Raw genomic sequence first — 23,008 nt, 5'->3', positions numbered from 1 at the left:
CCTCAGCCCGGCGCCGCGTGCCGGACCGGAACCGGCAGCGCACGCCGCCCGGTCAGAACCGCAATGCCCTGCGGCACCAGCCGGCGCAGCGGTGCGCTGTCATGCGCAAGACCGCCGGTATAGTGACCGAAGGCGGGCAATATCAGGTGATCGCGCCCGATCAGAAAACAGGGCCGCGCCCGTCCCGCGACGCGCGCCTTGGGGTGATAATGGCCGGAAATATCCGGCCCCTGCCCGGCGATATGGCGCAGCGCCAGACCGTCGATCACCCTCTCCTCCAGCCCGCCCGCCACGTCGTGATTGCCCGCCACAAGCAGCGTCTCGGCCCGCGCCATCAGCCCGCCGAACATGGCCCGCTCAATCTCGGGCAGCGCCTCGGCGGCGGCGTCGTCATCGTGAATATCGCCCAGAAGCGCCAGCCGCGCGGGCTGGGTCTGCGCCAGCTCCGCGCCGAGCCGGTTCAGCGTTTCGCGCGTTTCGAACGGCGGCAACAGCGCCCCTCCGCGCCGCGCCATACGCTCGGACTTGCCCAGATGCAGATCGGCGAGGATCAGCATGTCCTGCGCAGGCCAGTAGAGCGCACCGGAGGCGCGGGCGATGAAATCATGCCCGGCAAAGCGGAACGCATGGCTGGTCATGCCGCCTCGCCGTTCAGCCCGGCCTCGGACATCATCCGCGCGGCTTCCTCTTCCAGCAGCCGGTCCTCGCCCAGACCGCGGATCGGCACCTTGCCGACCTCCAGCAGCAGCGGTGCGGCCAGCGGGGTGACATGGGGCGGCATGGCGTGGACGATCTCGGGGCGCGAGGCGAGCATCTCTTCCACCCGTCCGAAATCCACCAGACCGCGCATCGCCTCGGTCCGGGTCAGCCGCATCAGCAGATGGTCGGGATCGTGGCGGCGCAGCGTGTCATAGATGATGTCGCTGGAAAACGTCGCCTGCTTGCCCGATTTGCGCTGCCCCAGCAGGTTGCGCTGCAACAGACCCGCCACCATCGCGACATTGCGGAAACTGCGCTTCATCACCGCGTTCTCGCCCAGCCAGTCATCCAGCCCGTCGCGCAGCGATTCCGGCGCGAAGAACGGCGCCGGATCGCGCACCGGGTCCATCGACCAGATCAGCAGCGCGTAATCGGTGGCGACAAATCCCAGCGGGCCAAGCCCCGCCTCCTCCATCCGCCGCGTGACCAGCAGGCCGAGCGTCTGGTTCGCATTGCGCCCCGCGAAGCTATAGGCGCAGAAATAGGCGCGGCCGCGCAGGAAGGTTTCGCAGGTCAGCGTGCCGGGCTGCGGCAGGACCGAGATTTCGCGCTGCAATTCCAGCCAGTCCCGCGTGTGACCGGGCAGCGCGTCCCACGCCGCCGGATCGCCGATCAGCGCCAGCACCCGCGCGGAGAGCTCGGTCGAGGTCGCCAGCTTGGTGCCCGCGAATGTGGCGATGCGCGGATCGCGCGAGGGCTGCGGCGTGACCTCGACGACCATTTCGCGCAGCCGGTCATAGCGCACGGTTTGGCCGCCGATCAGGAAGGTGTCGCCGGGGGCGAGGCTGGCCGCGAAGCCCTCCTCGATCTCGCCCAAAGCCGGGCCGGTGCGGCGGCGGACCTTGAGTTTCTCGGTATCGGTGATGGTGCCGATATTCATGCGGATCATCCGGGCGGCGCGGGGATCGCGAAGCTGCCACGAGCCGTCGCGCTCGACCAGACGCTGCCAGCGATCATAGGCGCGCAGCGCATAGCCGCCGGTCGCCACGAAATCGAGGCAGTCGTCGAATTGCGCCCGCGTCAGCGCCGTGTAAGGCCCGGCGCTGCACAGTTCCTGAAACAGCGCATCCGCGTCGAACGGCCCGGCACAGGCGGTCAGCAGAATCTGCTGGCAGACCACATCCAGCCCGCCCCATGTCCCGACCGGTCCGCGCCCCTCGCCGTCCAGATCGCCCTCGGCCACGGCTTGCAGCGCAGCCACGCATTCGATGATCTCGAACCGGTTCGCCGGCACGATCCGCGCGCGGGACGGCGCGTTATAGCGGTGATTGGCCCGCCCGATGCGCTGCACCAGACGCTTGACGTTTTTCGGCGCGCCGACCTGGATCACCAGATCCACATCGCCCCAGTCGATGCCCAGATCGAGACTGCCCGTCGCCACCACCGCGCGCAACTCTCCTGCCGCCATCGCCGCCTCGGCCTTGGCGCGGACCTCTCGGGACAGCGAGCCGTGATGCAGACCGATGGGCAGGTTGTTGTCGTTCACCGCCCAGAGCGACTGGAAGAACAGCTCGGCCTGCGCGCGGGTGTTGATGAACACAAGCGTCAGCCGCGCATCCTCGATCGCCGCCATCACGTCGCGCGCCGCATAGGCCCCGCCCCCGCCGGACCAGGGCGGCGGGTGTGTGGTTTCCAGCATGGCAATGTCGGGCGCGGGGCCGGGATCGGCCTGAACGATACGCGCCCCACCGAGATATTGCGCAAGCGCCTGCGGGTCCTCGACCGTCGCCGACAGGGCGCTGACCCTCAGATCGGGCGCGAGGCTGCGCAGCCGGGCCAGCCCCAGCATCAGCTGATCGCCGCGCTTCGATTCGGCAAGCGCGTGGATCTCGTCGATGACCACGCGTTGCAGGCTGCCGAAGATCTGCGGCGCTTCGGGATAGGACAGCATCAGGGCCAGGCTCTCGGGCGTGGTCAGCAGGATCTGCGGCGGGTCCACGCGCTGCCGGGCCCGGCGCGCGGCGGCGGTGTCGCCGGTGCGGTCCTCGATGCGGATGTCGATCCCCAGATCCGCCACCGGGCGCGAGAGGTTGCGCGCAATGTCATGGGTCAGCGCCTTCAGCGGCGACACATAGAGCGTATGCAACCCCGCCCGCGCATCCTGCATCAGCGCGGCAAGCGTCGGCAGAAACCCGGCCAGCGTCTTGCCGCCCCCGGTCGGCGCGATTAGCAGCGTGTCGCCCTGCGCCCCGAACAGCTCGATCTGGTGCGGATGCGGGGTCCAGCCCTGACGGGCGAACCAGTCGGCAATCGGGGCGGGCAGGCTCATGTCAGCGTGGGCGGCAGCATGTCGCGCAGCGTCTCGATCCGGTCGGCCTCTCCCGCCGGCTTGTCGTCGCGGATGCGGCTGATGCGGGGAAAACGCATCGCCACGCCGGATTTGTGCCGGGCCGAGCGGTTCAGCCCCTCGAAGGCCACCTCGACGACCTTCTTCTGCGCCACGGCGCGGACCGGGCCGAAACGGTCCACGGTGTTGTTCCTGACGAAGCGGTCGAGATCCTTCAATTCCTCATCCGTAAAGCCGAAATACGCCTTGCCCACCGGCACCAGCTCGCCCCCGTCCCAGACCCCGAAGGTGAAATCCGAATAATAGCCCGAGCGTTTGCCGTGGCCGCGTTGGGCATACATCAGCACCGCATCGATGACCATCGGATCGCGTTTCCATTTGAACCACGGCCCCCTGATCCGCCCGGCCTGATAGGCGCTGTCGCGGCGTTTCAGCATGATCCCTTCGATCACGGCATCGGGCGGGTCGGCACGCAAAGCGGCAAGTTCCTCCCATGTGTCGAATTGCAGCAGCGGCGAGGCGTCGATGCGGCGATCGTCCAGCCCCTCGATCGCGGCCTCCAGCCTCGCGCGGCGCGATTCGAAAGGCATCTGCCGCAGATCGCGACCGCCCCAGATCAGCAGGTCATAGGCGCGCAGCCCCGCCGGGTGGCTCGCCAGCAGCTTTTTCGACACGGTCTTGCGGTTCAGCCGCTGTTGCAGATCGCCGAAACTGCCCACCACATCACCGCGCCGGACCAGCAATTCACCGTCGATCACCCCGTCAAATTCCAGCCGGTCGAGCAGATCGGGAAAGGCTCCGCCAATATCCTCTCCGGTCCGGGAATAGAGCCGCCGTGTCCCCTGATCCGACACCGCCTGCACGCGGATACCGTCCCATTTCCACTCGGCGGCATATTCCGAGGGTTCCAGCGATTGCAGCGCCTGAAGATCCGTGCCGGTGGACAGCATCACCGGGCGGAACGGCGCGAGCGCCGCCGAGACGGGTTTCTCGCCGCCCTCGGCCCATTGGAACAATTCCAGATAGGGCGGTTTCAGCCCGTGCCAGATCTCCTCGATCTCGGTCAGCGGCAGTTCGCCATATTCGGCGAGCGCCGCCCGCGCCAGCCGGGCCGAGACGCCCACGCGCAGCCCGCCCGTGGCGAGTTTCAGATAAGCGTAGCGTTCGGACGGGTTCAGCGCATCCAGACGCGAGGCGATCAACACGGGCAGCCCGGCCTTGCCGGTGGATTGCAATTCCTCGACCAGCATCGGCAGCGGCAGATCGGCATCGTTGGGCGGTGCCTCGGGCTCGGGCCAGATCAGCGCGATGGTCTCGGCCAGATCGCCGACGAAATCATAGCTCGCCGCGAAAAGCTGTTCGTCCACCCGCTCGGTCACCAGCCCGCGCAGCATCGACGACGTCACCGCGCGCAGTTTCAGATCCCCGGTCAGCGCCGCAAGCGCCAGCCCGCGCTCCGGGTCCGGCGTCGCGCCGAAATAGCGCCCGAGCAGCCGCAGCTTGCCGTTGCGCTGCGGGGTGAAGGCCAGACGTTCGAGAAGATGGGCAAATTCGCGCATCACTCGGCCTCGTCTTCATAGCCCGCCAGATGCAGCGGGATGGCGCGGCGGCCCTGCAATTCGCACCATCGGATGACGGCATCCTCGCGGCCATGGGTGACCCATGTCTCGGCAGGGTCGAGTTCCTCGATGGTGCGGGTCAGGTCGGGCCAGTCCACATGATCCGAGATCACCAGCGGCAGTTCCACCCCGCGCTGCCGCGCCCGTGCGCGCACCGACATCCAGCCGCTGGCAAAGGCGATGACCGGGTCGGGGAAGCGCTGCGCCCATGTCGCCTCGAAGGCCGAGGGCGGGGCGATGATGATCTGGCCGGCGAACTCTGCCTTCTTCATCTTGTCGGTGGTGGCCGGGCGCAGATCGCCCAGCGGAATGCCCTCGGCCAGGTGATAATCGCACAGCTTCTGCAAGGCGCCGTGGATGAAGATCGGCGCGTCCCAGCCAGCCTCGCGCAGCAACATGATGACCCGCTGCGCCTTGCCCAGAGAATAGGCGCCGATCAGATGCGCGCGTTCGGGGAAGGCGCGGACCGATTCCAGCAGCTTGGCCATCTCGGATTGCGGATCGGGATGGCGAAAGACCGGCAGGCCGAATGTCGCCTCGGTCACGAAGATGTCGCAGGGCACCGGCTCCCACGCGGCGCAGGAGGCATTGGGCACCCGCGCATAATCGCCCGAGACCGTCACCCGCCTGCCCGCCGCCGTCACCGAAATCTGCGCCGAGCCAAGCACATGCCCCGCCGGGTGAAAACTGACCGTGGCATCGCCCACGCGCATCTCGCCCTCGGCCTCTTGCCGGGACGCGGTGAAATCCGCGCCATAGCGGATGGCCATGATCTCCAGCGTCTGCCGCGTCGCCAGAACCGCGCCATGCCCCGCCCGCGCATGATCGGCATGGCCGTGGGTGATCAGCGCGCGCGCGACCGGCCGCACCGGGTCCACGAAAAAATCGCCCGAGGGGCAGTAAAGCCCCTCGGGTTTCGGAATCAGGGGTGCGCGACCCCGCGACATTCAGGGCAGCGTGATGCTGGTATGGGTGCCCATATCGGGCTGATCGCCGGTGATATTGGCCTTGGCGACCTCGTAGAGAAAGCCGATGGCACCGCTATCGGTCAGCCAGACCTCAGCCTTCGCGGGTGTATAGCGGACCAGTTGCAGATCGGGGTCCTGCTTGCCTTCCTCGAACCAGCTCGACGCAATGACGCTCCAGACCTCGTCCAGCTTTTCCTGATCGTTCGACAGTTCCAGCGCGCCTTGGATATCGGCGTAGAGCCCCTTGCCATCGCTGCAAATCGTATAGCGGGCCTGCGCCGATTGCGCGGCGGCCTTGGCCATCGGGGTTTCCTTGGCGGTGATGAACCAGAAATGCGGATCGTTTTCGATCAGATTATGCGACATGGGCAGAAACCGCCCATCCACTTCCAGCATCCCGGTGCGCACTTTTTCCAGCCGGTCGCGGAATTCCGTCTTGACGTCGTCGGACATGTCGTCCTCCTGAGTTGAACTGCGAACATAACGGGACCCCGCGACCGCAAGTTCCCGCCCGCCACGGCGCAAATAAAACGGCGCGCAGATTCAAAGAATTGCGCGCCGTCCGATGCGGTGGGGAAAGTTCAGCGGGTCAGCGGAACGGCATCGCGTACATCAGCCCGCCCTGGGTCCATTGCGCATTCAGCCCGCGCACCAGCCCGATCGGGGTCTGGTCGCCGATGGTGGCGGCGAAGATCTCGCCGTAATTGCCCGAAGCGGCGATGGCCCGCTTGGCCCATTCATTATCCAGCCCCAGCATCTCGCCCAGATCGCCATTCGCACCCAGAAGACGCTGCACCTCGGGGTTCTGAGCGTTTTTCGACAATTCCTCGATATTGGCCGAGGTCACGCCGTATTCTTCCGCGGCGATCAGCGCGTAGAGCGTCCAGCGGACGATATCGGCCCAGTTATTGTCGCCATGCCGAACGACCGGACCCAGCGGCTCTTTCGAGATGATCTCGGGCAGGATGACATGATCGCCGGGCGTCGCGAAAGCAGCGCGGGTCGAGGCAAGCCCCGACATGTCCGAGGTATAGGCGTCGCAGGCGCCCGACATATATTCCTGCTCACCTTCGGCATTGCTGGTCAGCCGCACCGGCTGGTATTCCATCATATTGGCTTCGAAGTAATCCTTGAGGTTCAGCTCGGTGGTGGTCCCGCTCTGCACGCAGATCGAGGCGCCGTCGAGATCCTTGGCCGATGTGATGCCAAGCGATTTGGGCACCATGAAGCTCTGCCCGTCATAATAGTTCACGCCGACGAAATCGAAATCGCGCCCGGTGTCGAAGGAGAAGGTAAAGGTGGTATTGCGCGCCAGCAAATCGACGCTGCCATCGGCCAGCATCTCAAAGCGGGTCTCGCCGTCCGTGGGATGATAATCGACCTTTGACGGGTCGCCCAGAACCGCCGCCGCGACAGCCTTGCAGAAGGCCACGTCAAAACCCGACCAGTTGCCATTGGCGTCCGGCGCGGCAAAGCCCACCAGCCCGGTATTGACGCCGCAATTCAGCCGGTCGCGCTCCTGCACCTGCGACAGGGTATCGCCATCCTCGGCCAGAGACGCGCCTCCGATCGCGGCGGCGACGGCAAAGACACCGGCAAAAGCGGTAGCTTTCATGGATCTTCCTTTTCGTTCAGGCGGCATGCCGCCATTTTGCCTTCCGACCCACCGGACGAGATAGGCGGTATTGTGCCGATCAGCCGCGATGCGTCAAGCGCGTGCTCCGCGGGCATGTTCACGAATTCAGCAGCCCCAGGAACCGGGCGGCCTGTTGCATGGCCTCACGCCGGTTCGCGGCGGCGGTGTCGGCCTCTTCGTCGCGACCCCAGATCTCGGCCTGATATTCTTCGTCGATCCGCGACAACTCATGGGCCTCAGCTGCGCTCAGCCGGCCCTCTTTCACGGCCAACCCCAGGATCAGTGAACCCGGCAGCGTCACCAGATCATGCAACCCGGTCAGCCGGAACGGGTCGAGCGCGCCGATCCGGTCGCGCAGCCGCGTCAGAGCATCCGCGTCCTGCGCCACCGGCATCACCCCCTGCGTCACCGCCAGCCGAGCGCCAAGCGCCGTCTCGGCCCAGTCGAGCAACGGGTTCCACCGCGCCTCTTGCCGCGCGCGCAGCTCTTCGGGATCGGCGGCGCGATAGCACAGAAGATCAGTGCCGCCATAGGCTGCCAGCATATCCGCCACCGCATCGAATTGCGGTGTCACCTTCTCGATGGCCGAGTTCGCCGCCCTCGTGAGCGGCATGGAGAGCGGGTCGATCACATCGCCCTGCGCGTCCCATTCCTCCGCCACCGCCTCGGCAAGAGCCGCGGTCGGCAGGATCAGCCTCTGCTTGCCGGGTGTCATCACCGGGCGACCGTCCAGCGCAACGCGGAAGCCGCCCTCCGCCGGCTCGGCATCGGCCTGTTTCCAGAACCTGCGGGCCTTCCACTCGCTCATTGCGCCCAATCTCCGATCATCCTCTCCAGAGCGGCGAAATCACCGGCGACCTCTGCCCCCATCTCGCGCAGCGTGGCGGCAGGATGATAACCCCAGCCGACCCCGATGGCCGCACAGCCAGCCTGCTGGGCCATAGCGATATCGAACTCGGTATCGCCGATCATCAGCGCGGCGCCCGGCTCCACCCCGGCCTCGGCGCAGGCGGTCAGCAGCATCTGGGGATGCGGTTTCGAGGGGTGCGTGTCGGCGGTCTGGAGCGTCACGAAATGCCCGCCCAGATCGTGATGTTTCAGCATCGCGTCCAGCCCGCGCCGCGATTTGCCGGTCGCCACGCCAAGAAGCAGGTCGTCGCGCGCCGCAAGCCGGTCGAGACAGGGCAGCGCGCCGTCATAAAGCGGCGCCTCTGACCGGATGCGGCGGGTCCGGAAGGCGTCGCGATAGCCCTCGACGATGGCCTCCTGTTGTGACGCGGGGGCGTCAGGGGCCAGCCGTTCCACAGCCACCGGCAACGACAGCCCGACGATGGAGAGCACCCGGCTGCGGTCCAGAGGCTCCAGCCCGGCGCCTAAGAACGCCATCTCCATCGCGCCGACGATCAGCGCCTGACTGTCGACCAGCGTGCCATCCACATCGAAGACAACAAGTTTCATTCCTGCTCCTCGAACGGGTCGGCCGGCACGTCGTTCTCATGCCAGCCGAGCGTCTTCCATGTCCGCTTCATGTGATCGGGCAAGGGCGCGGTCAGATGCACCGCCTGCCTGGTGATCGGATGGGTAAAGGAAATGCTGCGAGCATGAAGATGCAGCTTGCGGCTGATCTCTCCTCCAAGCTGAGCGCCCCAGCCATCGCCAAGATTTTCCTGCCCCGAGCCGCCATATTTCCCGTCCCCCACGATGGGATGGCCCAGCTCGGCCATATGGGCGCGCAGCTGATGGGTGCGCCCGGTGATCGGCACGAGCGCGCACCAGCTTGTCCGCTGGGCGAGATTGTCCAGCACGGCGTAATCGGTGGTGGCACGCTTGGCGCCCTCGGTCGAGGCGATGTCGCGCGGATGCACCGCGACCATCTTCTCGCCCTCGCCGCCGCGCCCGTGCCCGCCCGCCTTGACAAGACCGAAGCGGATCGTGCCCATGCGCGGGTTTGGCACCCCCGCCACGGCGGCCCAGTAGATCTTGCGCGTCGAGCGATGCCGGAACGCCTCGGACAGCGCCCGCGCCACCCGGTCGGTCCGCGCCAGAAGCAGGATGCCCGAGGTGTCCTTGTCCAGCCGGTGCACCAGCTTGGGCTTTTCCTTATAGCCGAATTTCAGCGCCTCGCCGAGCCCGTCCACATGGCGGTTGCCCTGCCCCGAGCCGCCCTGCGAGGGCAGTCCCGGCGGCTTGTTCAGCGCGATGATATGCTGGTCCTTCCAGATCACCGCCGCCTGGATCATCTCGGCGTCGTTCAGGGCGATGCGCGGGGCCTCGGCCTTCGGCGCGGGCGCGTCGGGCAAGGGCGGCACGCGCACCTCCTGCCCCGCCTCGATGCGGGTATTGGCCTTGACCCGTCCCCCATCGACGCGCAGCTCGCCCTTGCGGCACATCTTTTCCACCGCGCCCTGGGTGAGCTGCGGAAAGCGCTTCTTCAGCCAGCGATCGAGCCGTTGACCGGCATCCTCCGCCGCGATGCGGATCACCTGCACCCCGCTCATGCCCAGATCCCCCGGCCAACGGCCAGCCCGGCGATGACGGCGAGCAGCGAGAGCAGCACCGAGGCCACGACATAGACCGCCGCGCCGGCTGCCTGACCGCGCTCCCACAGGGTCAGCGCATCCAGCGAAAACGCGGAAAACGTGGTGAACCCGCCAAGCACGCCGGTCAGCAGCAGCGGCGCATAATGGTTGCCGATACGCTGCGCCATCAGCACGGCAAGCACGCCCATCACGAAGCTGCCCGCCACGTTGACAACAGCAGTCGCGACCGGAAATCCGGGACCATGCGCCGGGATCAGCTGATAAACGCCATAGCGCGCAGTCGCACCGATCGCGCCGCCAAGGGCAACTTGCAGAAACGGGTTCATCATGGCGGTTGAATGTGACGCGGCGGGGGCAAAGTCAACCGGGCGCGCGGCGCGCGGTGGTGCTGTGTGCTGGCACTTCGGCCCGCCACCGACGCGCCACCCCCGGCAGCCCCCTCACCCGCCGCGCTTGAGCCTTTGCTGCGTGAACCAGTCGAGCCGCTTTTTCAGCTCTCGCTCAAAGCCGCGCTCGACGGGGTTATACAGCACCGGACGCTTCATCCCCTCGGGGAAGTAATTCTGCCCGCTGAACCCTTCCTCGGCGTCATGGTCATAGGCATAGCCCGCGCCATAGCCCTGATCCTTCATCAGCTTCGTGGGCGCGTTCAGGATATGCGCGGGAGGCATCAGGCTGCCTGTCTTCTTCGCCTCGGCCCGGGCTGCCTTATAGGCGACGTAACCCGCATTGGATTTCGGCGCGAGCGCCAGATAGATCACCGCCTGCGCCAGAGCCAGCTCGCCCTCGGGACTGCCGAGCCGTTCGTACAGCGCCCAGGCATCCAGGCAATGCCGCTGCGCCGCCGGATCGGCGAGGCCGATATCCTCGACCGCCATGCGGGTGATGCGCCGGGCGAGATAGCGGGGATCCTCGCCCCCCTCCAGCATCCGGCCCAGCCAATACAGCGCCGCATCCGGATCGCTGCCGCGCACCGATTTATGCAGCGCCGAGATCAGGTTGTAATGCTCGTCGCCCGACTTGTCGTATTTCGCCGCCCGCTTCATCAGCCGGGCCGAAAGCGCCTCGGGATCCAGAGCTTTGTCGGCCTTCCACGCCATGACCTGCTCGATCAGGTTCAGCGCCGCGCGGCCATCGCCATCGGCCATTTCCAGCAACGCCTCACGCGCCGAACCGGTCAGCGGCAAGGCACGGCCAAGCTCTTTCTCGGCGCGCTGCGCCATCAGTTCGAGATCGGCGAGCGACAGCCTCTCCAGCACGATGACCTGCGCGCGCGACAGAAGCGCCGCGTTCAGCTCGAAGCTGGGATTCTCGGTGGTCGCCCCGACCAGAAGGATGGTGCCGTCCTCCATATGCGGCAGGAAACTGTCCTGCTGCGCCTTGTTGAAGCGGTGGATCTCATCCACGAAAAGCAGCGTGCCGCCGCCCTGTTCGCGCCGCAGTCTTGCCGCCTCGAAAACCTTGCGCAGCTCGGGCACGCCGGAAAAGATCGCGCTGATCTGGACGAATTGCAGATCGGTTTCATCGGCCAGAAGCCGGGCAATGGTGGTCTTGCCCACGCCGGGCGGCCCCCAGAGGATCAGCGAGGACAGGCTGCCCGCCCCCAGCATCGCGCCCAGCGGACCATCGCGGTCCAGAACCTTCTGCTGCCCGATCACCTGCGACAGCGCGCGGGGCCTGATCCGGTCGGCCAGCGGCGCGGCACGGACCGGCTTCGCGGCCGGGCTTTCAGGCGCCGGAGGCCCCGGATTATCGAAAAGATCGGCCATGACGGGCGGAGGATACGCCGCCCGTCTGCCAAGCAAAAGGGTCAGTGCAGCTTCTGAACGAGATTCGTCGAAACGACCTGAAAATCGCCGTCATCGAAGTTCAGCACCGGTCCCATCGCTTCCCCCTCCATGCCACAGCGGCGGTACCAACGCGGCCAGCTCGCATTGATGAGCCCGATATGGCGCACCGCACCCAGCTCGCGCGCGGCCTGGTTGAGACCGTCGATGAGCTGTGCGTGAACCTTGCGGCGGATACCGGTGGGGACGTTATGGCTGACGAAGACACGGCTGGATTCCCAGATATGCTCATCGACCGGCGCATCCTCGTAAAGCAGGTTCTGCGGGATCGAGCCGCCGAGGATGCCGCGCTGTGCGTCGCGGATCATGTAGGAATAGATGCCGCAACGCGCCGTGGTCGGCGTCAGGCGGATCCCGGCCATGACCTCACCCCGTTCGTGCACCGCGACCCAGCGCGAGGCGGGGGTGTCGTACTGGTCATACTCCATCCCCTCCGCCTGCGGCAGATCCCAATTGTTCTGCACGATGAAACTCTGCCGCCGGGCGCGGAGGATATTGGCGAACAATTCGCCGTGGGTGTGCATGTTGGTAAAGGAAATCGTCGTCGTCTGCATTGTCTTTTCTCCTGGGATTGAGGGAAAGCCCCAGGTGCGAAATCGGTAAGGCTACGCCCTACAGCAGACGGTACTCCTTGGCCCGTTGAAGCGCTTCCGCCGTGGTCCGGGCCATCAATCGTTCGCGCGCCGAGATGAGCCGAGCCTTGAATGCGCTTTCCGTGATGCCAAGCTTTGCCGCCGCTGCTGCATGACGATCGCCCTCCGCGATGCACCGAAGGGCCTCGATTTGAGCCTTGGTAAGGCTCTCCGGCGGCTCCGTAATATCGTGGAGCTGGCGGATCAGTTTCGAGATCTGCTCGATCTCGGAATCTGTATATTCACGGTCGTCGCGGGTCAGCCCGGCGATGGTGCGAGAGCTGATCGGCCCGCACGAGACGGCCACACCATATTTCATTCCGAACTTGGCGGCGTCGCTGAGAATGCCGAAGGGATCCGGCACCGGGACGGCGGACCAGCGAACCGACCCGTTGGTCGAAAACCCCCAGGCGATCATCGGGTCGCGCAGCGCATAGGCCTTGGCAGAATAATGGTCCGACCATTCCTTGGAATAGGTCTGGAACTGCATAATCGGCGCGGCAAAACGAATATGCAGGCCAATGAAATAGCCCATTGGCGCGAAGGGTTTCAGCTTCGCGAGAAGCGCATTTATCTCGGCTCTGGTCGGCATATCCGCGCAATCGTTCAGTTTGTCATTCTCACTTATAAGGGCAACATGGACGGTTTCTTGCGACAAGTGAAGCACAATCGTCGAACGCAATCGCAAGATGTAGTTGTTAAGACCCGTCAAATATCAAGAAATAGATCCTCTTTGCCAAAAATACTTACATATGCTGCCCATATGTCCTTCTGTACAGGTGGACAGGACGGCGATTCCGTCGGTTGTACAACGAAAAACGCCCCGCCGTGGTTCACACGAGCGGGGCGTCAGGCTTGATTCAAGGGCCGAATCACTCTTCGGCGTTGTCCTCGGCTTCCAGCCGGGCGCGGTCGGCGGCACCTTTGGCATCCGGGTCGCGATCGACCAGCTCGATGATCGCCATCGGCGCCATGTCGCCATAGCGGAAGCCGGCTTTCAGGACGCGGACATAGCCGCCCTGACGATCCTTGAAGCGCTCGCCGAGCTCGTCGAACAACTTGGCGACATGGCTGTCCTGCTTAAGCTGCGCTGCGGCCTGACGGCGGGCATGCAGATCGCCGCGCTTGGCAAGCGTGATCAGCTTCTCGACGATCGGGCGCAATTCCTTGGCTTTCGGCAGCGTCGTCTTGATCTGCTCATGCTCGATCAGCGAGCCGGCCATATTGGCGAAGAGCGCCTTGCGGTGCTCGTGAGTACGGTTGAGGCGGCGATAGCCACGTGCGTGACGCATGATGTTTCTCCTTTAACGTCTTTTGCTTTGTCTGGCGGCCCATGCGTTGCGGACCGCTCTCCTTGGGGCGGAATGCCCGGTCGTCGGCGGGGCGGACATGCCGCCCCGGCCGTCGTCAAAACTGGTCGTCGAACCGCTTGGCGAGGTCCTCGATGTTTTCCGGCGGCCAGTCGACCACATCCATCCCGAGATGCAGGCCCATGCCCGAGAGCACTTCCTTGATCTCGTTCAGCGATTTGCGGCCGAAATTCGGCGTGCGCAGCATCTCGGCTTCGGTTTTCTGGATCAGATCGCCGATATAGACGATATTGTCGTTCTTCAGGCAGTTTGCCGAACGGACCGACAATTCCAGCTCGTCCACCTTCTTGAGCAAGCGCGGATCGAATTCCAGACCGTCATCATCGCTTTGCGCGCGGGCGGCTTCCGGCTCGTCGAAGTTCACGAAGACCGACAGCTGGTCCTGCAGAATGCGCGCGGCATAGGCGACGGCATCTTCCGGGGTCAGCGAGCCATCCGTCTCGATCTTCATGGTCAGCTTGTCATAATCCAGCACCTGACCCTCACGGGTCGGGGTCACTTCATAGCTGACGCGCTTGACCGGCGAAAAGATCGCGTCGATGGGGATCAGCCCGATGGGCGCATCGTCGGGACGGTTCTTGTCGGCGGCGACATAGCCCTTGCCGGTGGTGACGGTCAGCTCCATGTTGAGATCCGCGCCGTCATCGAGATGGCAGATCACATGGTCGCGGTTCAGCACGGTGATGCCCGCGGTTTCCTGAATGTCGCTCGCCTTGACCTCGCCCGGACCTTTCGCGGCCAGGGTCAGTCGCTTGGTGCCTTCGACATCCATCTTGAGCGTGACGCCCTTCAGGTTCAGCACGATATCGGTCACGTCCTCGCGGACGCCGGCGACGGACGAGAATTCATGCAGCACATTGTCGATCTGCACGCTGGTGATCGCCGCGCCCTGCAGCGAGGACAGCAGCACCCGGCGCAGCGCGTTGCCGAGGGTGAGACCGAAGCCACGCTCCAGCGGTTCGGCGGTGACCGTCGCGCTGCGGGTCGCATCGGCGCCGGTCTTGATGTCAAGCTGCGAGGGCTTGATCAGCTCGGCCCAGTTCTTGTGGATCATGCGTTTGCCTCCATACCTGTTCCGTTCCCATGATCGTGGACCGGAACGCCCGAGGTGAAATGCGAAAAGACCCGCCTGCACCGCAGCAGGGCGGCGCAGGCAGGCATGTCAGTCAGGATCAGACGCGGCGGCGCTTCGGCGGGCGAACGCCGTTATGCGCGATCGGGGTCACGTCGCGGATCGCGGTGATGTTGAAGCCGACCGCGGCCAGCGCGCGCAGCGCCGATTCACGGCCAGAGCCGGGGCCCTGCACTTCGACTTCCAGCGTGCGGACGCCGTGTTCCTGCGCCTTCTTGCCGGCGTCTTCAGCGGCCATCTGGGCGGCGTAAGGGGTCGATTTGCGCGAACCCTTGAAACCCATCGTGCCGGCCGAGGACCACGCGATCGCGTTGCCCTGAACGTCCGAGATCAGGATCTTGGTGTTGTTGAACGAGCTGTTCACATGCGCGACGCCTGCCGCGATGTTCTTCCGCTCCTTGCGGCGGGTCCGGGTCTTGTCACGTGCCATATGCCTGCCTCCTTACTTCTTCTTGCCGGCGATGGGTTTCGCCGGGCCCTTGCGGGTGCGGGCATTGGTGTGGGTGCGCTGACCGCGGACCGGAAGGCCGCGGCGGTGACGCAGACCACGGTAAGAGCCGAGATCCATCAGACGCTTGATGTTCATCTGGTTCTCGCGGCGCAGATCGCCTTCGACGGTCAGGTTGCCGTCGATATATTCGCGGATCTGAAGCACTTCGGCATCCGAAAGCTCATTGACGCGACGGGTCGGTTCGATGCCGACCGCTTCGATGATCTGGTTGGCATAGGCCGGACCGATGCCGTGGATATAGGTCAGTGCGATGGGGACACGCTTCCCCGTCGGAATATTGACGCCAGCAATACGAGCCACGCGTTATCCTTTTCTTTGTTGCGGTTCCGTAGCGCCGGAACCTTTTTTCACAACCGAAGGCCCGAAAGACGGCTTTCGGGCCTGATCGAGTTCACCGGAATGGTGATTCCCCTTGGCGGGATGCCGTGACGTAGTCGTCAATTCACGCTTTGTCAACTGCTGCGGCGCCGATGGGGGCGCTGCCCCCGGCCTGCGGCCTCCCCCGGGATATTTCGGTCAGGGTGAGGCGGAGTCGTTACAGCCTGGCGAGCACCGCCGAAAGCTCGGCCGCGACCTCGTCCACGGCGGCCAGACCGTCGATCCGATGCAGCTCGCCCTTGGCATAGTAATAGCCGATCAGCGGCGAGGTCTTCTTGTAATATTCGAGAAGGCGGGTCTTGAGGCTGTCTTCGTTGTCGTCGGCGCGGCGGCGCAGATCGGTCGAGCCGCAGACATCGCAGACGCCGTCCTTGGCGGTGGGGCGGGTCTCGTCGTGATAGACCTCGCCGCAATTTCCGCAGGTGTAGCGGCCGGTGATGCGGCGGACGAGCGCCTCGTCATCGACCTGCATCTCGATCACCGCATCGACCTTCTGGCCCATATCGCCAAGCAGCTCTCCCAGAGCGTCGGCCTGCGCGAGGGTGCGCGGGAAGCCGTCGAAGATGAAGCCGGGCGCGTCGGAGCTTTCCAGTTTTTCGCGGATCAGCCCGATGACGATTTCGTCGGTGACCAGTTGCCCCTTATCCATCACCTCGGCCACGACCTTGCCCATCTCGGTTCCCGAGGAACGCGCCTCGCGCAGCATGTCTCCGGTCGAGAGCTGGACCAGCCCGCGCTCTTCGACCAGACGCCGTGCCTGGGTTCCCTTACCGGCCCCCGGGGGTCCAAGCAGTATGATGTTCAAGGTCATGTTGCGGGGTCCCTCTTCCCTGAGATTCGGGCCGGCGCCTCAGCGGCGCGCCGGCGCCTTGCGTTTCTTCGGCTTGCCGCCGCTGCCCGGCTTGCGCTTGCCGCGAAGCTGGGACTTCTCGATCAGACCTTCATATTGATGGGCGAGCAAGTGGCTTTGCACCTGGTTGATCGTGTCCATCGTCACCGAAACCACGATCAGCACCGAGGTGCCGCCGAAATAGAACGGCACGGAGAACTGGCCGCGCACGATTTCCGGCAGCAGGCAGACCGCGGCCAGATAGACCGAGCCGATCACGAGGATGCGGTTCACCACGTAATCGAGGTAATCCACCGTCTTCTTGCCGGGCCGGATACCGGGGATGAAGCCGCCCTGGTTCTTTAGGTTGTCCGCCACGTCGTCGGATTTGAACGACACGTTCTGCGTATAGAAATAGGCGAAGAAGATGATCATCCCGGCGAAGAAGATCAGATAGAGCGGCTGACCGGGGCCGAAATAGGCCAGCACGCGCGACATGATCGGCCCGGTCTCGTTGCCCGAGAAGGTCGAGATGGTCACCGGCAGCAGCAAAAGCGAACTGGCGAAGATCGCCGGGATCACGCCGGCCGGGTTGACCTTGATCGGCAGGTGGCTGGACTGGCCGTCATAGACCTTCATGCCGACCTGGCGGCGCGGATACTGGATGGTGATCTTGCGCAGCGCGCGCTCCATGAACACCACGAAGGTGATCACGGCGATGACCATCACGATGATGCCGATGATGACCGGTGTCGAGATCGCACCCGACCGGCCCTGGCTGAAGAACTGCGCCAGCGCGCCGGGGATCTCGGCGACGATGCCGACGAAGATGATCAGCGAGATGCCGTTGCCGATACCGCGCGCGGTGATCTGTTCGCCGAGCCACATCAGGAACATGGTGCCGCCGACCAGCGTAATGACCACCGATGCCTGGAAGAAGGCGCCGGGATCATGGGCCAGCCCGCCCGCTTCGAGGCTGCGCGCAAGCCCGTAAGCCTGGAACAGCGCCAGCGCCACCGTGGCATAGCGGGTATACTGGTTGATCTTCTTGCGGCCCTGCTCGCCTTCCTTTTTCATCTGTTCGAGCGCGGGCACCATCGAGGCCAGAAGCTGCACGATGATCGAGGCCGAGATATAGGGCATGATGCCGAGCGCAAAGACACCCATCCGGCCCAGCGCGCCGCCGGTGAACATGGACAGCATACCGCCGATGCCGGAACCCGCCTGCTCCATGAAGTTGCGCAGCGCGGCCCCGTCGATGCCGGGAACCGGAATATAGGTGCCGAGGCGGTAGATGATCAGCAACCCGAGGGTGAACCAGATTCGCTGACGAAGTTCCGTGGCCTTGCCGAGCGCCCCCCAGGAGAGGTTCGCGGCCATCTGTTCTGCGGCTGACGCCATGTAAGTGCCCCCAGATTGCGGGTCGTATCATGTCAGCGCCGCCGGACCTGATGAGATCCCGCGGCGCGAAAGGAAAACTCGGTTGTGTATGTAAGGGGACGGGCGTCCCCTCACAAGCACAATCACTCGGCCGCGGCTTCTTGGCGGGCCGGGGTGGTGACGGTGACCTTGCCGCCTGCTTTCTCGACCGCTTCGATGGCCGATTTCGAGGCACCGGCGACGGTCAGGTCCAGCTTCGCCTTCAGCTCGCCATTGCCCAGCAGACGCACGCCGTCCAGCTTGCGGCGGATGACACCGGCCTCAAGCAGCGTGTCGGCGGTGACGGCGCCCTTGGCGTCAAGTTTGCCGGCGTCGATGAAGCCTTGCAGCTGGCCCAGATTGACCACGGCGAATTTCAGGCGGTTTGGATTGGAAAAGCCGCGCTTGGGCAGGCGGCGATACAGCGGCATCTGGCCGCCTTCATAGCCGTTCAGCGCCACGCCCGAACGCGAGGTCTGACCCTTGATGCCGCGCCCGGCGGTCTTGCCCTTCCCCGAGCCGGGGCCGCGCGCCACGCGCTTTTTCTTCTGGTTCGCGCCTTCATTGTCGCGGAGTTCATGCAGTTTCATATCGCTTCTCCTGATGCCGGAGACGTCCCGCGAAGCGAAAGGGACGAACACGGCGTTTCTTGGTTGTGAGTCGCGTGCCTATGGCAAGGCACCGTGGGTCGCTACAGAGAAATCGCCGCGGGGTCAAGCAGGGCACTTGCTTCCGCAACAGGCAGCGCGGTCCCCGACAGAAAAAATTAAGAAAACTTGATCGGCGGAATCTTGCCAACCCTCGAAATATGTGCAAGTTAACAAGGGTCTGAGAAGCTGCGGTGCCGCCAAGCCCGCAAAGATGCTGACGTAAGGGACGATCCGGCGGGCCTGGCCCGTTTCAGCGCAGACACTGGCATATGGGGCCCTCCTCTCGGGACTGGCTCTGGATGTGTTATGTGTGTGTGCGTTGCAAGGTGATCTGCTTCACGTTCCCAGTTTATCCAGAGCTGGTCCCAATCCCCGCCTGTTCGGCAAGGTCTGCCCGTCGCGCTCAGCGCAGCAGCCAGCCAAGGCCACGCCGCAGCCTGTCGGGCGCATCTTCCAGATAGCAGTCGCCATGGGCGATGATCACACGTTCGGGCTGAAGCGCGACCATGCGCTGCGCGGCGGCGCGGGCGGCGGGCATGTGGCCGCGAAAGGTCAGCCGGAAATCGCGCGGCGCCCCCGCCGATCGGTCCCAGATTGCCCGCAAGGCGATAGATCAGCCGCCATAGCGGGCCGATGCGCTGCGGCGAAAACGCCTCGATCAGATCGGTCAGGATCAGGGTGCGGCTGGGATGGTGAAAGAATTCGACCTCATCCATGAAGCGCGAACGGACCGGGATTTCCTCGATCTGGCCGGCCCAAGGCGCGGCACCTCCGAGCCGGTGGTGGATCGTGATCGGGATGCGATGCCGCGCAGCCCGCGCCTCGATTCCGTCGACGCCCAGCTTTCTGCTTCGGGGAAGGCATTGAGCCAGGGCTGGACCGAGGCGTAGTGGATCAGGTTCGGCGCGATCAGCCAGCGCACCGGGCCGAGCGCTGCCACCGCTTCTGCCAGCCCCGCATCGAAGGCGATGGGAGAGTGCAGAAACACCCCCTCGGGCAGCCGGATCACGGTCATGCGAGTGGGAAACGGGGTGCGGAACGGGCCGACATTCATCGAAATGCGCGGCCCGTCCACGATCCACAGATCCTCCGCCAGCGGCTTCAGCCGGTTGAGCGGTTCATAAAGGAAGGGTTTGCGGGGAATGGTGGTGGCCTCAGCCGGTCGGCTCCGGGACGGCCAGAACCGGCCAGCCTTCGTAGAATTGGGCATGGCTGCCCTCATGCCCGCTCATGCCCGGACCGGTCAGCTTGCCCTTGGGGGCGACATAGCTGCGGATCTCGCGCAGAGGGTTTTCACGCCAGTTGAGGTTGAACGCCGCAAGACGCGGGAAGAAATACATCGAGGAATATGGCAGATGGTCATGAATCCACCAGGCGAGCGCCCGCCAGTCGGCACCCGCCTGATAGCGCCGGGCAAACCAGGGGATGACGATACAGGCGGTCGCCCCCATATTCCCTTCGGCGTCACGGCGATCCCAAATATGCGCGGCATGGTTGGATTCATTCGAGGCGCAGCTATAGCCCGGCTTTCCGGCGCGCCGCTGTGCATTGCAGAAAGCGTTCACCGTCGATGAGCGATAGGCCGAGCGTATCACGATCCGTCCGAATGTGGCCTGCAATGGCTCGAGGAGGTTTTCGCAAAGCGCCTTGCCCGCGGCGATGGCCAGCTCTGGATCGTCGGGGATGTTGGGCATTCCGTGATGGGCCGCGACTTCACTATAGAGAAACTCGCGCATGAAGAACGAGCCTGACAGCTGAACCCGACCAAGCGCGTCGAGGGCTCTGAGACTGCCGATTTTCTTCAATTCAGGGTCCGGGTCTTGACTGCAAAGAAAAAGGCCGGGTCGCCCCGGCCTGATCCTCAGTTCTTTTCTTCGATGATGGTCGCGAGATGCGGGATCTTCGCCACCATGCCCCGGATCGCGGGCGTGTCTTCCAGCTCGCGGGTGCGGTTCATCTTGTTCAGGCCCAGCCCTTTCAGCGTCTCACGCTGGATGGCGGGGCGGCGGATCGGGCTGCCGATCTGCTTGACGACGATGGTCTTTGCCATATGCCTAACTCCTTACGCCTGCGCCGAAGTGACGGTCGCGTCGGTGCCGGCTTCCGCTTCCGGAGCCTTGTCCTGCGAGGGCAGGATGTCGGCGACCTTCTTGCCGCGACGCTGCGCGACCGAGCGCGGCGAGGCTTCGGATTTCAGACCGTCCAGCGTGGCGCGGATCATGTTATAGGGGTTCTGCGAGCCCAGCGATTTCGCCACGACGTCCTGAACGCCCAGCATCTCGAACACGGCGCGCATCGGACCACCGGCGATGATCCCGGTCCCCGGAACGGCGGTGCGCATCACGACGCGGCCCGCGCCGTGGCGGCCGGTGGTGTCGTGGTGCAGCGTGCGCCCGTCGCGCAGCGGCACGCGGATCATGTTGCGCTTGGCCTGTTCGGTCGCCTTGCGGATCGCCTCGGGCACCTCTTTGGCCTTGCCCTTGCCGAAGCCGACACGGCCCCGCTGATCGCCCACGACGACCAGAGCGGCAAAGCCGAAGCGCTTACCACCCTTGACGGTCTTGGACACACGGTTGATCGCGACCAGACGGTCGGCGAATTCGGGGGTCTCGTCGCGCTGATCGCGGCGGCCGCCCCGGCGGTTATCACGTTCTGCCATTCGGCATTCCTTCACATGGTGGCGCGCTTCGTGGCGACGCCGTTGAACTCAATCCAGGTGGGCAGGCCGGCCGAAGCCCCCTGCCCCCGGATCATCGGGACGGCGAGATCGCCGCCCACAGGTCTCAGAACTTCAGACCGCCTTCGCGGGCTGCGTCGGCAAGCGCCTTGACCTTGCCGTGGAACAGGAATCCGCCACGGTCGAAGACGACTTCTTCGACACCGGCCTTCTTGGCCCGTTCCGCAATCGCCGCGCCGACCTTGGCCGCCGCTTCGACATTGTTCTTGCCCACCACGCCGAGATCCTTTTCCAGCGTCGAGGCGGCGGCCAGGGTGCGCCCCTGGACGTCGTCGATCAGCTGGACCGAGATGTTCTTCGACGAACGGTGAACCGACAGGCGCGGGCGGCCAGAGCCTTCCGCGCGCAGCTTGTTCCGGTTGCGCAGGCGGCGCTTGAGGAACAGATCTCTCTTTTTCAGTGCCATTTCTGCGCCCCTTACTTCTTCTTGCCTTCCTTGCGGAAGATATATTCGCCCTTGTAGCGGATCCCCTTGCCCTTATAGGGCTCGGGCGTGCGCCACTCGCGGATATTCGCGGCAACCTGACCAACCTGCTGCTGATCGATGCCTTCCACAACGATTTCGGTCTGCTTCGGCGCGGTGATCGTCACGCCGTCGGGCGTTTCGAAATTCACCTCATGCGAATAGCCGAGCGACAGTTTCAGGGTCTTGCCCTGCATCTGCGCGCGATAGCCGACGCCCTGGATTTCCAGCTCTTTCTTGAAGCCTTCCGACACGCCGGTGGCCAGGTTCTGGACCATCGAGCGCGTCATGCCCCATTGCTGGCGCGCGCGCTTGGACAGCCCGCGCGGAGAGACGACAACATTGCCCTCTTCCATCTTCAGCTCGACATCGTCATTCGCGGTGAAGCTGCGGGTGCCTTTCGGCCCCTTCACCTCGATCGTCTGACCTTTGATCTCGGCCGTCACGCCCTGGGGCAGTTCGACCGGTCGTTTACCAATACGAGACATGCTGCCCTCCTTAGAATACGGTGCAGAGCACTTCACCGCCGACATTGGCGTTGCGTGCATTTGCATCCGACATCACGCCTTTCGGCGTCGAGACGATGGAAACGCCCAGACCCTGGCGGACCTGCGGAATTTCCTTGGCACCGGCATAGACGCGGCGGCCCGGCTTGGACACACGGGACAGTTCGCGGATGACCGGCTGGCCGTCGAAGTATTTCAGCGAGATTTCCAGCTCCTTGTGGCCGGCCTCGGTGGTGACTTCTTCATAGCCGCGGATATAGCCTTCGGACTGGAGCACATCCAGCACCCAGCCACGCAGCTTGGACGCCGGCGTGCGGACGGTCGATTTGCCGCGCAGCTGCGAGTTGCGGATGCGGGTCAGCATATCGCCGAGAGGATCGTTCATATTCATTGTCGCCCCCTTACCAGCTCGATTTGACCAGGCCCGGGATCGCGCCCTGAGCGCCAAGCTCGCGCAGCATGATCCGGCTGAGTTTCAGTTTGCGGTAATACGCATGCGGACGACCGGTGAGCTGGCACCGGTTATGCAGGCGCGTCGGCGACGAATTGCGCGGCAGTTCGGCCAGTTTCAGAGTCGCCTTGAAGCGCTCTTCCATCGGGCGTTCCTGATCGTGGATGATCTCGTTCAGCTCGGCGCGCTTGTCGGCGTATTTCTCGACCAGGCGCTGGCGCTTCTTTTCGCGCTCAATCATGGATTTCTTAGCCATATCTTCTTTCCCTCCGCG

General features: G+C 64.7%; 29 protein-coding genes. All 29 read right to left on the bottom strand.

Annotation, left to right across the window (positions count from 1 at the left end):
- Window positions 1–2: 2 nt before the first annotated feature.
- Complete coding sequence (gene pdeM / locus PAF18_RS04160; protein ID WP_271117362.1) at window positions 3–638, bottom strand: ligase-associated DNA damage response endonuclease PdeM; 636 nt, start codon at window positions 636–638, stop codon at window positions 3–5.
- Window positions 635–3,028 (bottom strand): ligase-associated DNA damage response DEXH box helicase, encoded by a 2,394-nt coding sequence (locus PAF18_RS04155; protein WP_271117361.1) that lies wholly within the window; start codon window positions 3,026–3,028, stop codon window positions 635–637. Before PAF18_RS04155 ends, pdeM begins: the two co-directional genes overlap by 4 nt.
- The gene (locus PAF18_RS04150; RefSeq protein WP_271117360.1) at window positions 3,025–4,605 is read right to left on the bottom strand and encodes a cisplatin damage response ATP-dependent DNA ligase; all 1,581 of its coding nucleotides are present in this window, start codon (window positions 4,603–4,605) and stop codon (window positions 3,025–3,027) included. The genes PAF18_RS04155 and PAF18_RS04150 overlap by 4 nt, the downstream gene beginning before the upstream one ends.
- Window positions 4,605–5,612 carry a ligase-associated DNA damage response exonuclease gene (locus PAF18_RS04145; protein WP_271117359.1) on the bottom strand — a complete coding sequence of 336 codons (1,008 nt, stop codon included), beginning with the start codon at window positions 5,610–5,612 and terminating at the stop codon, window positions 4,605–4,607. Before PAF18_RS04145 ends, PAF18_RS04150 begins: the two co-directional genes overlap by 1 nt.
- Window positions 5,613–6,086, bottom strand: coding sequence for a pyridoxamine 5'-phosphate oxidase family protein (locus tag PAF18_RS04140; protein ID WP_271117358.1), 474 nt, complete (start codon window positions 6,084–6,086; stop codon window positions 5,613–5,615).
- Window positions 6,087–6,222: 136 nt separating this feature from the next.
- A complete protein-coding gene (locus tag PAF18_RS04135) occupies window positions 6,223–7,248 on the bottom strand; it encodes an amino acid ABC transporter substrate-binding protein (protein WP_271117357.1) in 1,026 nt (341 codons plus the stop codon).
- Window positions 7,249–7,366: 118 nt separating this feature from the next.
- Entirely contained in the window at window positions 7,367–8,077 is a 711-nt protein-coding gene (locus PAF18_RS04130; RefSeq protein WP_271117356.1) for an ATP12 family chaperone protein, read from the bottom strand.
- Window positions 8,074–8,727, bottom strand: coding sequence for an HAD-IA family hydrolase (locus PAF18_RS04125; protein WP_271117355.1), 654 nt, complete (start codon window positions 8,725–8,727; stop codon window positions 8,074–8,076). The genes PAF18_RS04130 and PAF18_RS04125 overlap by 4 nt, the downstream gene beginning before the upstream one ends.
- The gene (locus PAF18_RS04120) at window positions 8,724–9,767 is read right to left on the bottom strand and encodes an RluA family pseudouridine synthase (RefSeq protein WP_271117354.1); all 1,044 of its coding nucleotides are present in this window, start codon (window positions 9,765–9,767) and stop codon (window positions 8,724–8,726) included. Before PAF18_RS04120 ends, PAF18_RS04125 begins: the two co-directional genes overlap by 4 nt.
- Complete coding sequence (crcB, locus tag PAF18_RS04115; RefSeq protein ID WP_271117353.1) at window positions 9,764–10,138, bottom strand: fluoride efflux transporter CrcB; 375 nt, start codon at window positions 10,136–10,138, stop codon at window positions 9,764–9,766. Before crcB ends, PAF18_RS04120 begins: the two co-directional genes overlap by 4 nt.
- 111 nt (window positions 10,139–10,249) lie before the next feature.
- Window positions 10,250–11,578, bottom strand: coding sequence for a replication-associated recombination protein A (locus PAF18_RS04110; protein ID WP_271117352.1), 1,329 nt, complete (start codon window positions 11,576–11,578; stop codon window positions 10,250–10,252).
- Between the two features lie 41 nt (window positions 11,579–11,619).
- Window positions 11,620–12,210 (bottom strand): acyl-homoserine-lactone synthase, encoded by a 591-nt coding sequence (locus PAF18_RS04105; RefSeq protein WP_271117351.1) that lies wholly within the window; start codon window positions 12,208–12,210, stop codon window positions 11,620–11,622.
- A 58-nt stretch (window positions 12,211–12,268) separates the two neighbouring features.
- Complete coding sequence (locus PAF18_RS04100) at window positions 12,269–12,880, bottom strand: helix-turn-helix transcriptional regulator (protein ID WP_271117350.1); 612 nt, start codon at window positions 12,878–12,880, stop codon at window positions 12,269–12,271.
- A 280-nt stretch (window positions 12,881–13,160) separates the two neighbouring features.
- Entirely contained in the window at window positions 13,161–13,580 is a 420-nt protein-coding gene (rplQ, locus tag PAF18_RS04095) for a 50S ribosomal protein L17 (protein WP_271117349.1), read from the bottom strand.
- A 115-nt stretch (window positions 13,581–13,695) separates the two neighbouring features.
- Window positions 13,696–14,712 (bottom strand): DNA-directed RNA polymerase subunit alpha, encoded by a 1,017-nt coding sequence (locus PAF18_RS04090; RefSeq protein WP_271117348.1) that lies wholly within the window; start codon window positions 14,710–14,712, stop codon window positions 13,696–13,698.
- Window positions 14,713–14,830: 118 nt separating this feature from the next.
- The gene (rpsK, locus tag PAF18_RS04085) at window positions 14,831–15,220 is read right to left on the bottom strand and encodes a 30S ribosomal protein S11 (RefSeq protein WP_090521060.1); all 390 of its coding nucleotides are present in this window, start codon (window positions 15,218–15,220) and stop codon (window positions 14,831–14,833) included.
- Between the two features lie 12 nt (window positions 15,221–15,232).
- Complete coding sequence (rpsM, locus tag PAF18_RS04080) at window positions 15,233–15,601, bottom strand: 30S ribosomal protein S13 (protein ID WP_271117347.1); 369 nt, start codon at window positions 15,599–15,601, stop codon at window positions 15,233–15,235.
- A 235-nt stretch (window positions 15,602–15,836) separates the two neighbouring features.
- Window positions 15,837–16,490 carry an adenylate kinase gene (locus tag PAF18_RS04075; RefSeq protein ID WP_271117346.1) on the bottom strand — a complete coding sequence of 218 codons (654 nt, stop codon included), beginning with the start codon at window positions 16,488–16,490 and terminating at the stop codon, window positions 15,837–15,839.
- A 39-nt stretch (window positions 16,491–16,529) separates the two neighbouring features.
- Window positions 16,530–17,909 carry a preprotein translocase subunit SecY gene (gene secY / locus PAF18_RS04070; protein WP_271117345.1) on the bottom strand — a complete coding sequence of 460 codons (1,380 nt, stop codon included), beginning with the start codon at window positions 17,907–17,909 and terminating at the stop codon, window positions 16,530–16,532.
- Between the two features lie 122 nt (window positions 17,910–18,031).
- Window positions 18,032–18,517, bottom strand: coding sequence for a 50S ribosomal protein L15 (gene rplO / locus PAF18_RS04065; protein WP_271117344.1), 486 nt, complete (start codon window positions 18,515–18,517; stop codon window positions 18,032–18,034).
- 463 nt (window positions 18,518–18,980) lie between these two features.
- Entirely contained in the window at window positions 18,981–19,181 is a 201-nt protein-coding gene (locus tag PAF18_RS04060; RefSeq protein WP_271117343.1) for a hypothetical protein, read from the bottom strand.
- Window positions 19,182–19,250: 69 nt separating this feature from the next.
- Window positions 19,251–19,787, bottom strand: a complete 537-nt coding sequence (locus PAF18_RS04055; RefSeq protein ID WP_271117342.1) for a hypothetical protein — start codon at window positions 19,785–19,787, stop codon at window positions 19,251–19,253.
- The gene (locus tag PAF18_RS04050) at window positions 19,732–20,313 is read right to left on the bottom strand and encodes a hypothetical protein (protein WP_271117341.1); all 582 of its coding nucleotides are present in this window, start codon (window positions 20,311–20,313) and stop codon (window positions 19,732–19,734) included. The genes PAF18_RS04055 and PAF18_RS04050 overlap by 56 nt, the downstream gene beginning before the upstream one ends.
- A 125-nt stretch (window positions 20,314–20,438) precedes the next feature.
- Window positions 20,439–20,627, bottom strand: coding sequence for a 50S ribosomal protein L30 (gene rpmD / locus PAF18_RS04045; RefSeq protein ID WP_271117340.1), 189 nt, complete (start codon window positions 20,625–20,627; stop codon window positions 20,439–20,441).
- A gap of 12 nt (window positions 20,628–20,639) precedes the next feature.
- Entirely contained in the window at window positions 20,640–21,236 is a 597-nt protein-coding gene (gene rpsE, locus PAF18_RS04040) for a 30S ribosomal protein S5 (RefSeq protein ID WP_271117339.1), read from the bottom strand.
- Window positions 21,237–21,360: 124 nt separating this feature from the next.
- A complete protein-coding gene (rplR, locus tag PAF18_RS04035) occupies window positions 21,361–21,720 on the bottom strand; it encodes a 50S ribosomal protein L18 (RefSeq protein WP_271117338.1) in 360 nt (119 codons plus the stop codon).
- A gap of 11 nt (window positions 21,721–21,731) precedes the next feature.
- A complete protein-coding gene (rplF, locus tag PAF18_RS04030) occupies window positions 21,732–22,265 on the bottom strand; it encodes a 50S ribosomal protein L6 (protein WP_271117337.1) in 534 nt (177 codons plus the stop codon).
- A 10-nt stretch (window positions 22,266–22,275) separates the two neighbouring features.
- On the bottom strand, window positions 22,276–22,674 hold the full coding sequence (gene rpsH, locus PAF18_RS04025; protein WP_271117336.1) for a 30S ribosomal protein S8: 399 nt from the start codon (window positions 22,672–22,674) through the stop codon (window positions 22,276–22,278).
- Between the two features lie 10 nt (window positions 22,675–22,684).
- Window positions 22,685–22,990: a 30S ribosomal protein S14 gene (gene rpsN, locus PAF18_RS04020; protein WP_271117335.1), complete on the bottom strand. Its 306-nt coding sequence runs from the start codon at window positions 22,988–22,990 to the stop codon at window positions 22,685–22,687.
- Window positions 22,991–23,008: the final 18 nt, after the last annotated feature.

It is taken from the genome of Paracoccus sediminicola (assembly GCF_027912835.1).
Taxonomy (GTDB): Bacteria; Pseudomonadota; Alphaproteobacteria; order Rhodobacterales; family Rhodobacteraceae; genus Paracoccus; species Paracoccus sediminicola.
Note: the sequence above shows the minus strand (reverse complement) of the source record. Positions and strands in the feature narration are given on the sequence as shown.

Bases quoted from the DNA above. Each gene is read 5' to 3' on its own strand.
- pdeM (WP_271117362.1), bottom strand. From the start codon at position 638: ATGACCAGCCATGCGTTCCGCTTTGCCGGGCATGATTTCATCGCCCGC.
- PAF18_RS04155 (WP_271117361.1), bottom strand. From the start codon at position 3,028: ATGAGCCTGCCCGCCCCGATTGCCGACTGGTTCGCCCGTCAGGGCTGG.
- PAF18_RS04150 (WP_271117360.1), bottom strand. From the start codon at position 4,605: ATGCGCGAATTTGCCCATCTTCTCGAACGTCTGGCCTTCACCCCGCAG.
- PAF18_RS04145 (WP_271117359.1), bottom strand. From the start codon at position 5,612: ATGTCGCGGGGTCGCGCACCCCTGATTCCGAAACCCGAGGGGCTTTAC.
- PAF18_RS04140 (WP_271117358.1), bottom strand. From the start codon at position 6,086: ATGTCCGACGACGTCAAGACGGAATTCCGCGACCGGCTGGAAAAAGTG.
- PAF18_RS04135 (WP_271117357.1), bottom strand. From the start codon at position 7,248: ATGAAAGCTACCGCTTTTGCCGGTGTCTTTGCCGTCGCCGCCGCGATC.
- PAF18_RS04130 (WP_271117356.1), bottom strand. From the start codon at position 8,077: ATGAGCGAGTGGAAGGCCCGCAGGTTCTGGAAACAGGCCGATGCCGAG.
- PAF18_RS04125 (WP_271117355.1), bottom strand. From the start codon at position 8,727: ATGAAACTTGTTGTCTTCGATGTGGATGGCACGCTGGTCGACAGTCAG.
- PAF18_RS04120 (WP_271117354.1), bottom strand. From the start codon at position 9,767: ATGAGCGGGGTGCAGGTGATCCGCATCGCGGCGGAGGATGCCGGTCAA.
- crcB (WP_271117353.1), bottom strand. From the start codon at position 10,138: ATGATGAACCCGTTTCTGCAAGTTGCCCTTGGCGGCGCGATCGGTGCG.
- PAF18_RS04110 (WP_271117352.1), bottom strand. From the start codon at position 11,578: ATGGCCGATCTTTTCGATAATCCGGGGCCTCCGGCGCCTGAAAGCCCG.
- PAF18_RS04105 (WP_271117351.1), bottom strand. From the start codon at position 12,210: ATGCAGACGACGACGATTTCCTTTACCAACATGCACACCCACGGCGAA.
- PAF18_RS04100 (WP_271117350.1), bottom strand. From the start codon at position 12,880: ATGCCGACCAGAGCCGAGATAAATGCGCTTCTCGCGAAGCTGAAACCC.
- rplQ (WP_271117349.1), bottom strand. From the start codon at position 13,580: ATGCGTCACGCACGTGGCTATCGCCGCCTCAACCGTACTCACGAGCAC.
- PAF18_RS04090 (WP_271117348.1), bottom strand. From the start codon at position 14,712: ATGATCCACAAGAACTGGGCCGAGCTGATCAAGCCCTCGCAGCTTGAC.
- rpsK (WP_090521060.1), bottom strand. From the start codon at position 15,220: ATGGCACGTGACAAGACCCGGACCCGCCGCAAGGAGCGGAAGAACATC.
- PAF18_RS04075 (WP_271117346.1), bottom strand. From the start codon at position 16,490: ATGACCTTGAACATCATACTGCTTGGACCCCCGGGGGCCGGTAAGGGA.
- secY (WP_271117345.1), bottom strand. From the start codon at position 17,909: ATGGCGTCAGCCGCAGAACAGATGGCCGCGAACCTCTCCTGGGGGGCG.
- rplO (WP_271117344.1), bottom strand. From the start codon at position 18,517: ATGAAACTGCATGAACTCCGCGACAATGAAGGCGCGAACCAGAAGAAA.
- PAF18_RS04055 (WP_271117342.1), bottom strand. From the start codon at position 19,787: ATGCCCAATTCTACGAAGGCTGGCCGGTTCTGGCCGTCCCGGAGCCGA.
- PAF18_RS04050 (WP_271117341.1), bottom strand. From the start codon at position 20,313: ATGCGCGAGTTTCTCTATAGTGAAGTCGCGGCCCATCACGGAATGCCC.
- rpmD (WP_271117340.1), bottom strand. From the start codon at position 20,627: ATGGCAAAGACCATCGTCGTCAAGCAGATCGGCAGCCCGATCCGCCGC.
- rpsE (WP_271117339.1), bottom strand. From the start codon at position 21,236: ATGGCAGAACGTGATAACCGCCGGGGCGGCCGCCGCGATCAGCGCGAC.
- rplR (WP_271117338.1), bottom strand. From the start codon at position 21,720: ATGGCACTGAAAAAGAGAGATCTGTTCCTCAAGCGCCGCCTGCGCAAC.
- rplF (WP_271117337.1), bottom strand. From the start codon at position 22,265: ATGTCTCGTATTGGTAAACGACCGGTCGAACTGCCCCAGGGCGTGACG.
- rpsH (WP_271117336.1), bottom strand. From the start codon at position 22,674: ATGAATATGAACGATCCTCTCGGCGATATGCTGACCCGCATCCGCAAC.
- rpsN (WP_271117335.1), bottom strand. From the start codon at position 22,990: ATGGCTAAGAAATCCATGATTGAGCGCGAAAAGAAGCGCCAGCGCCTG.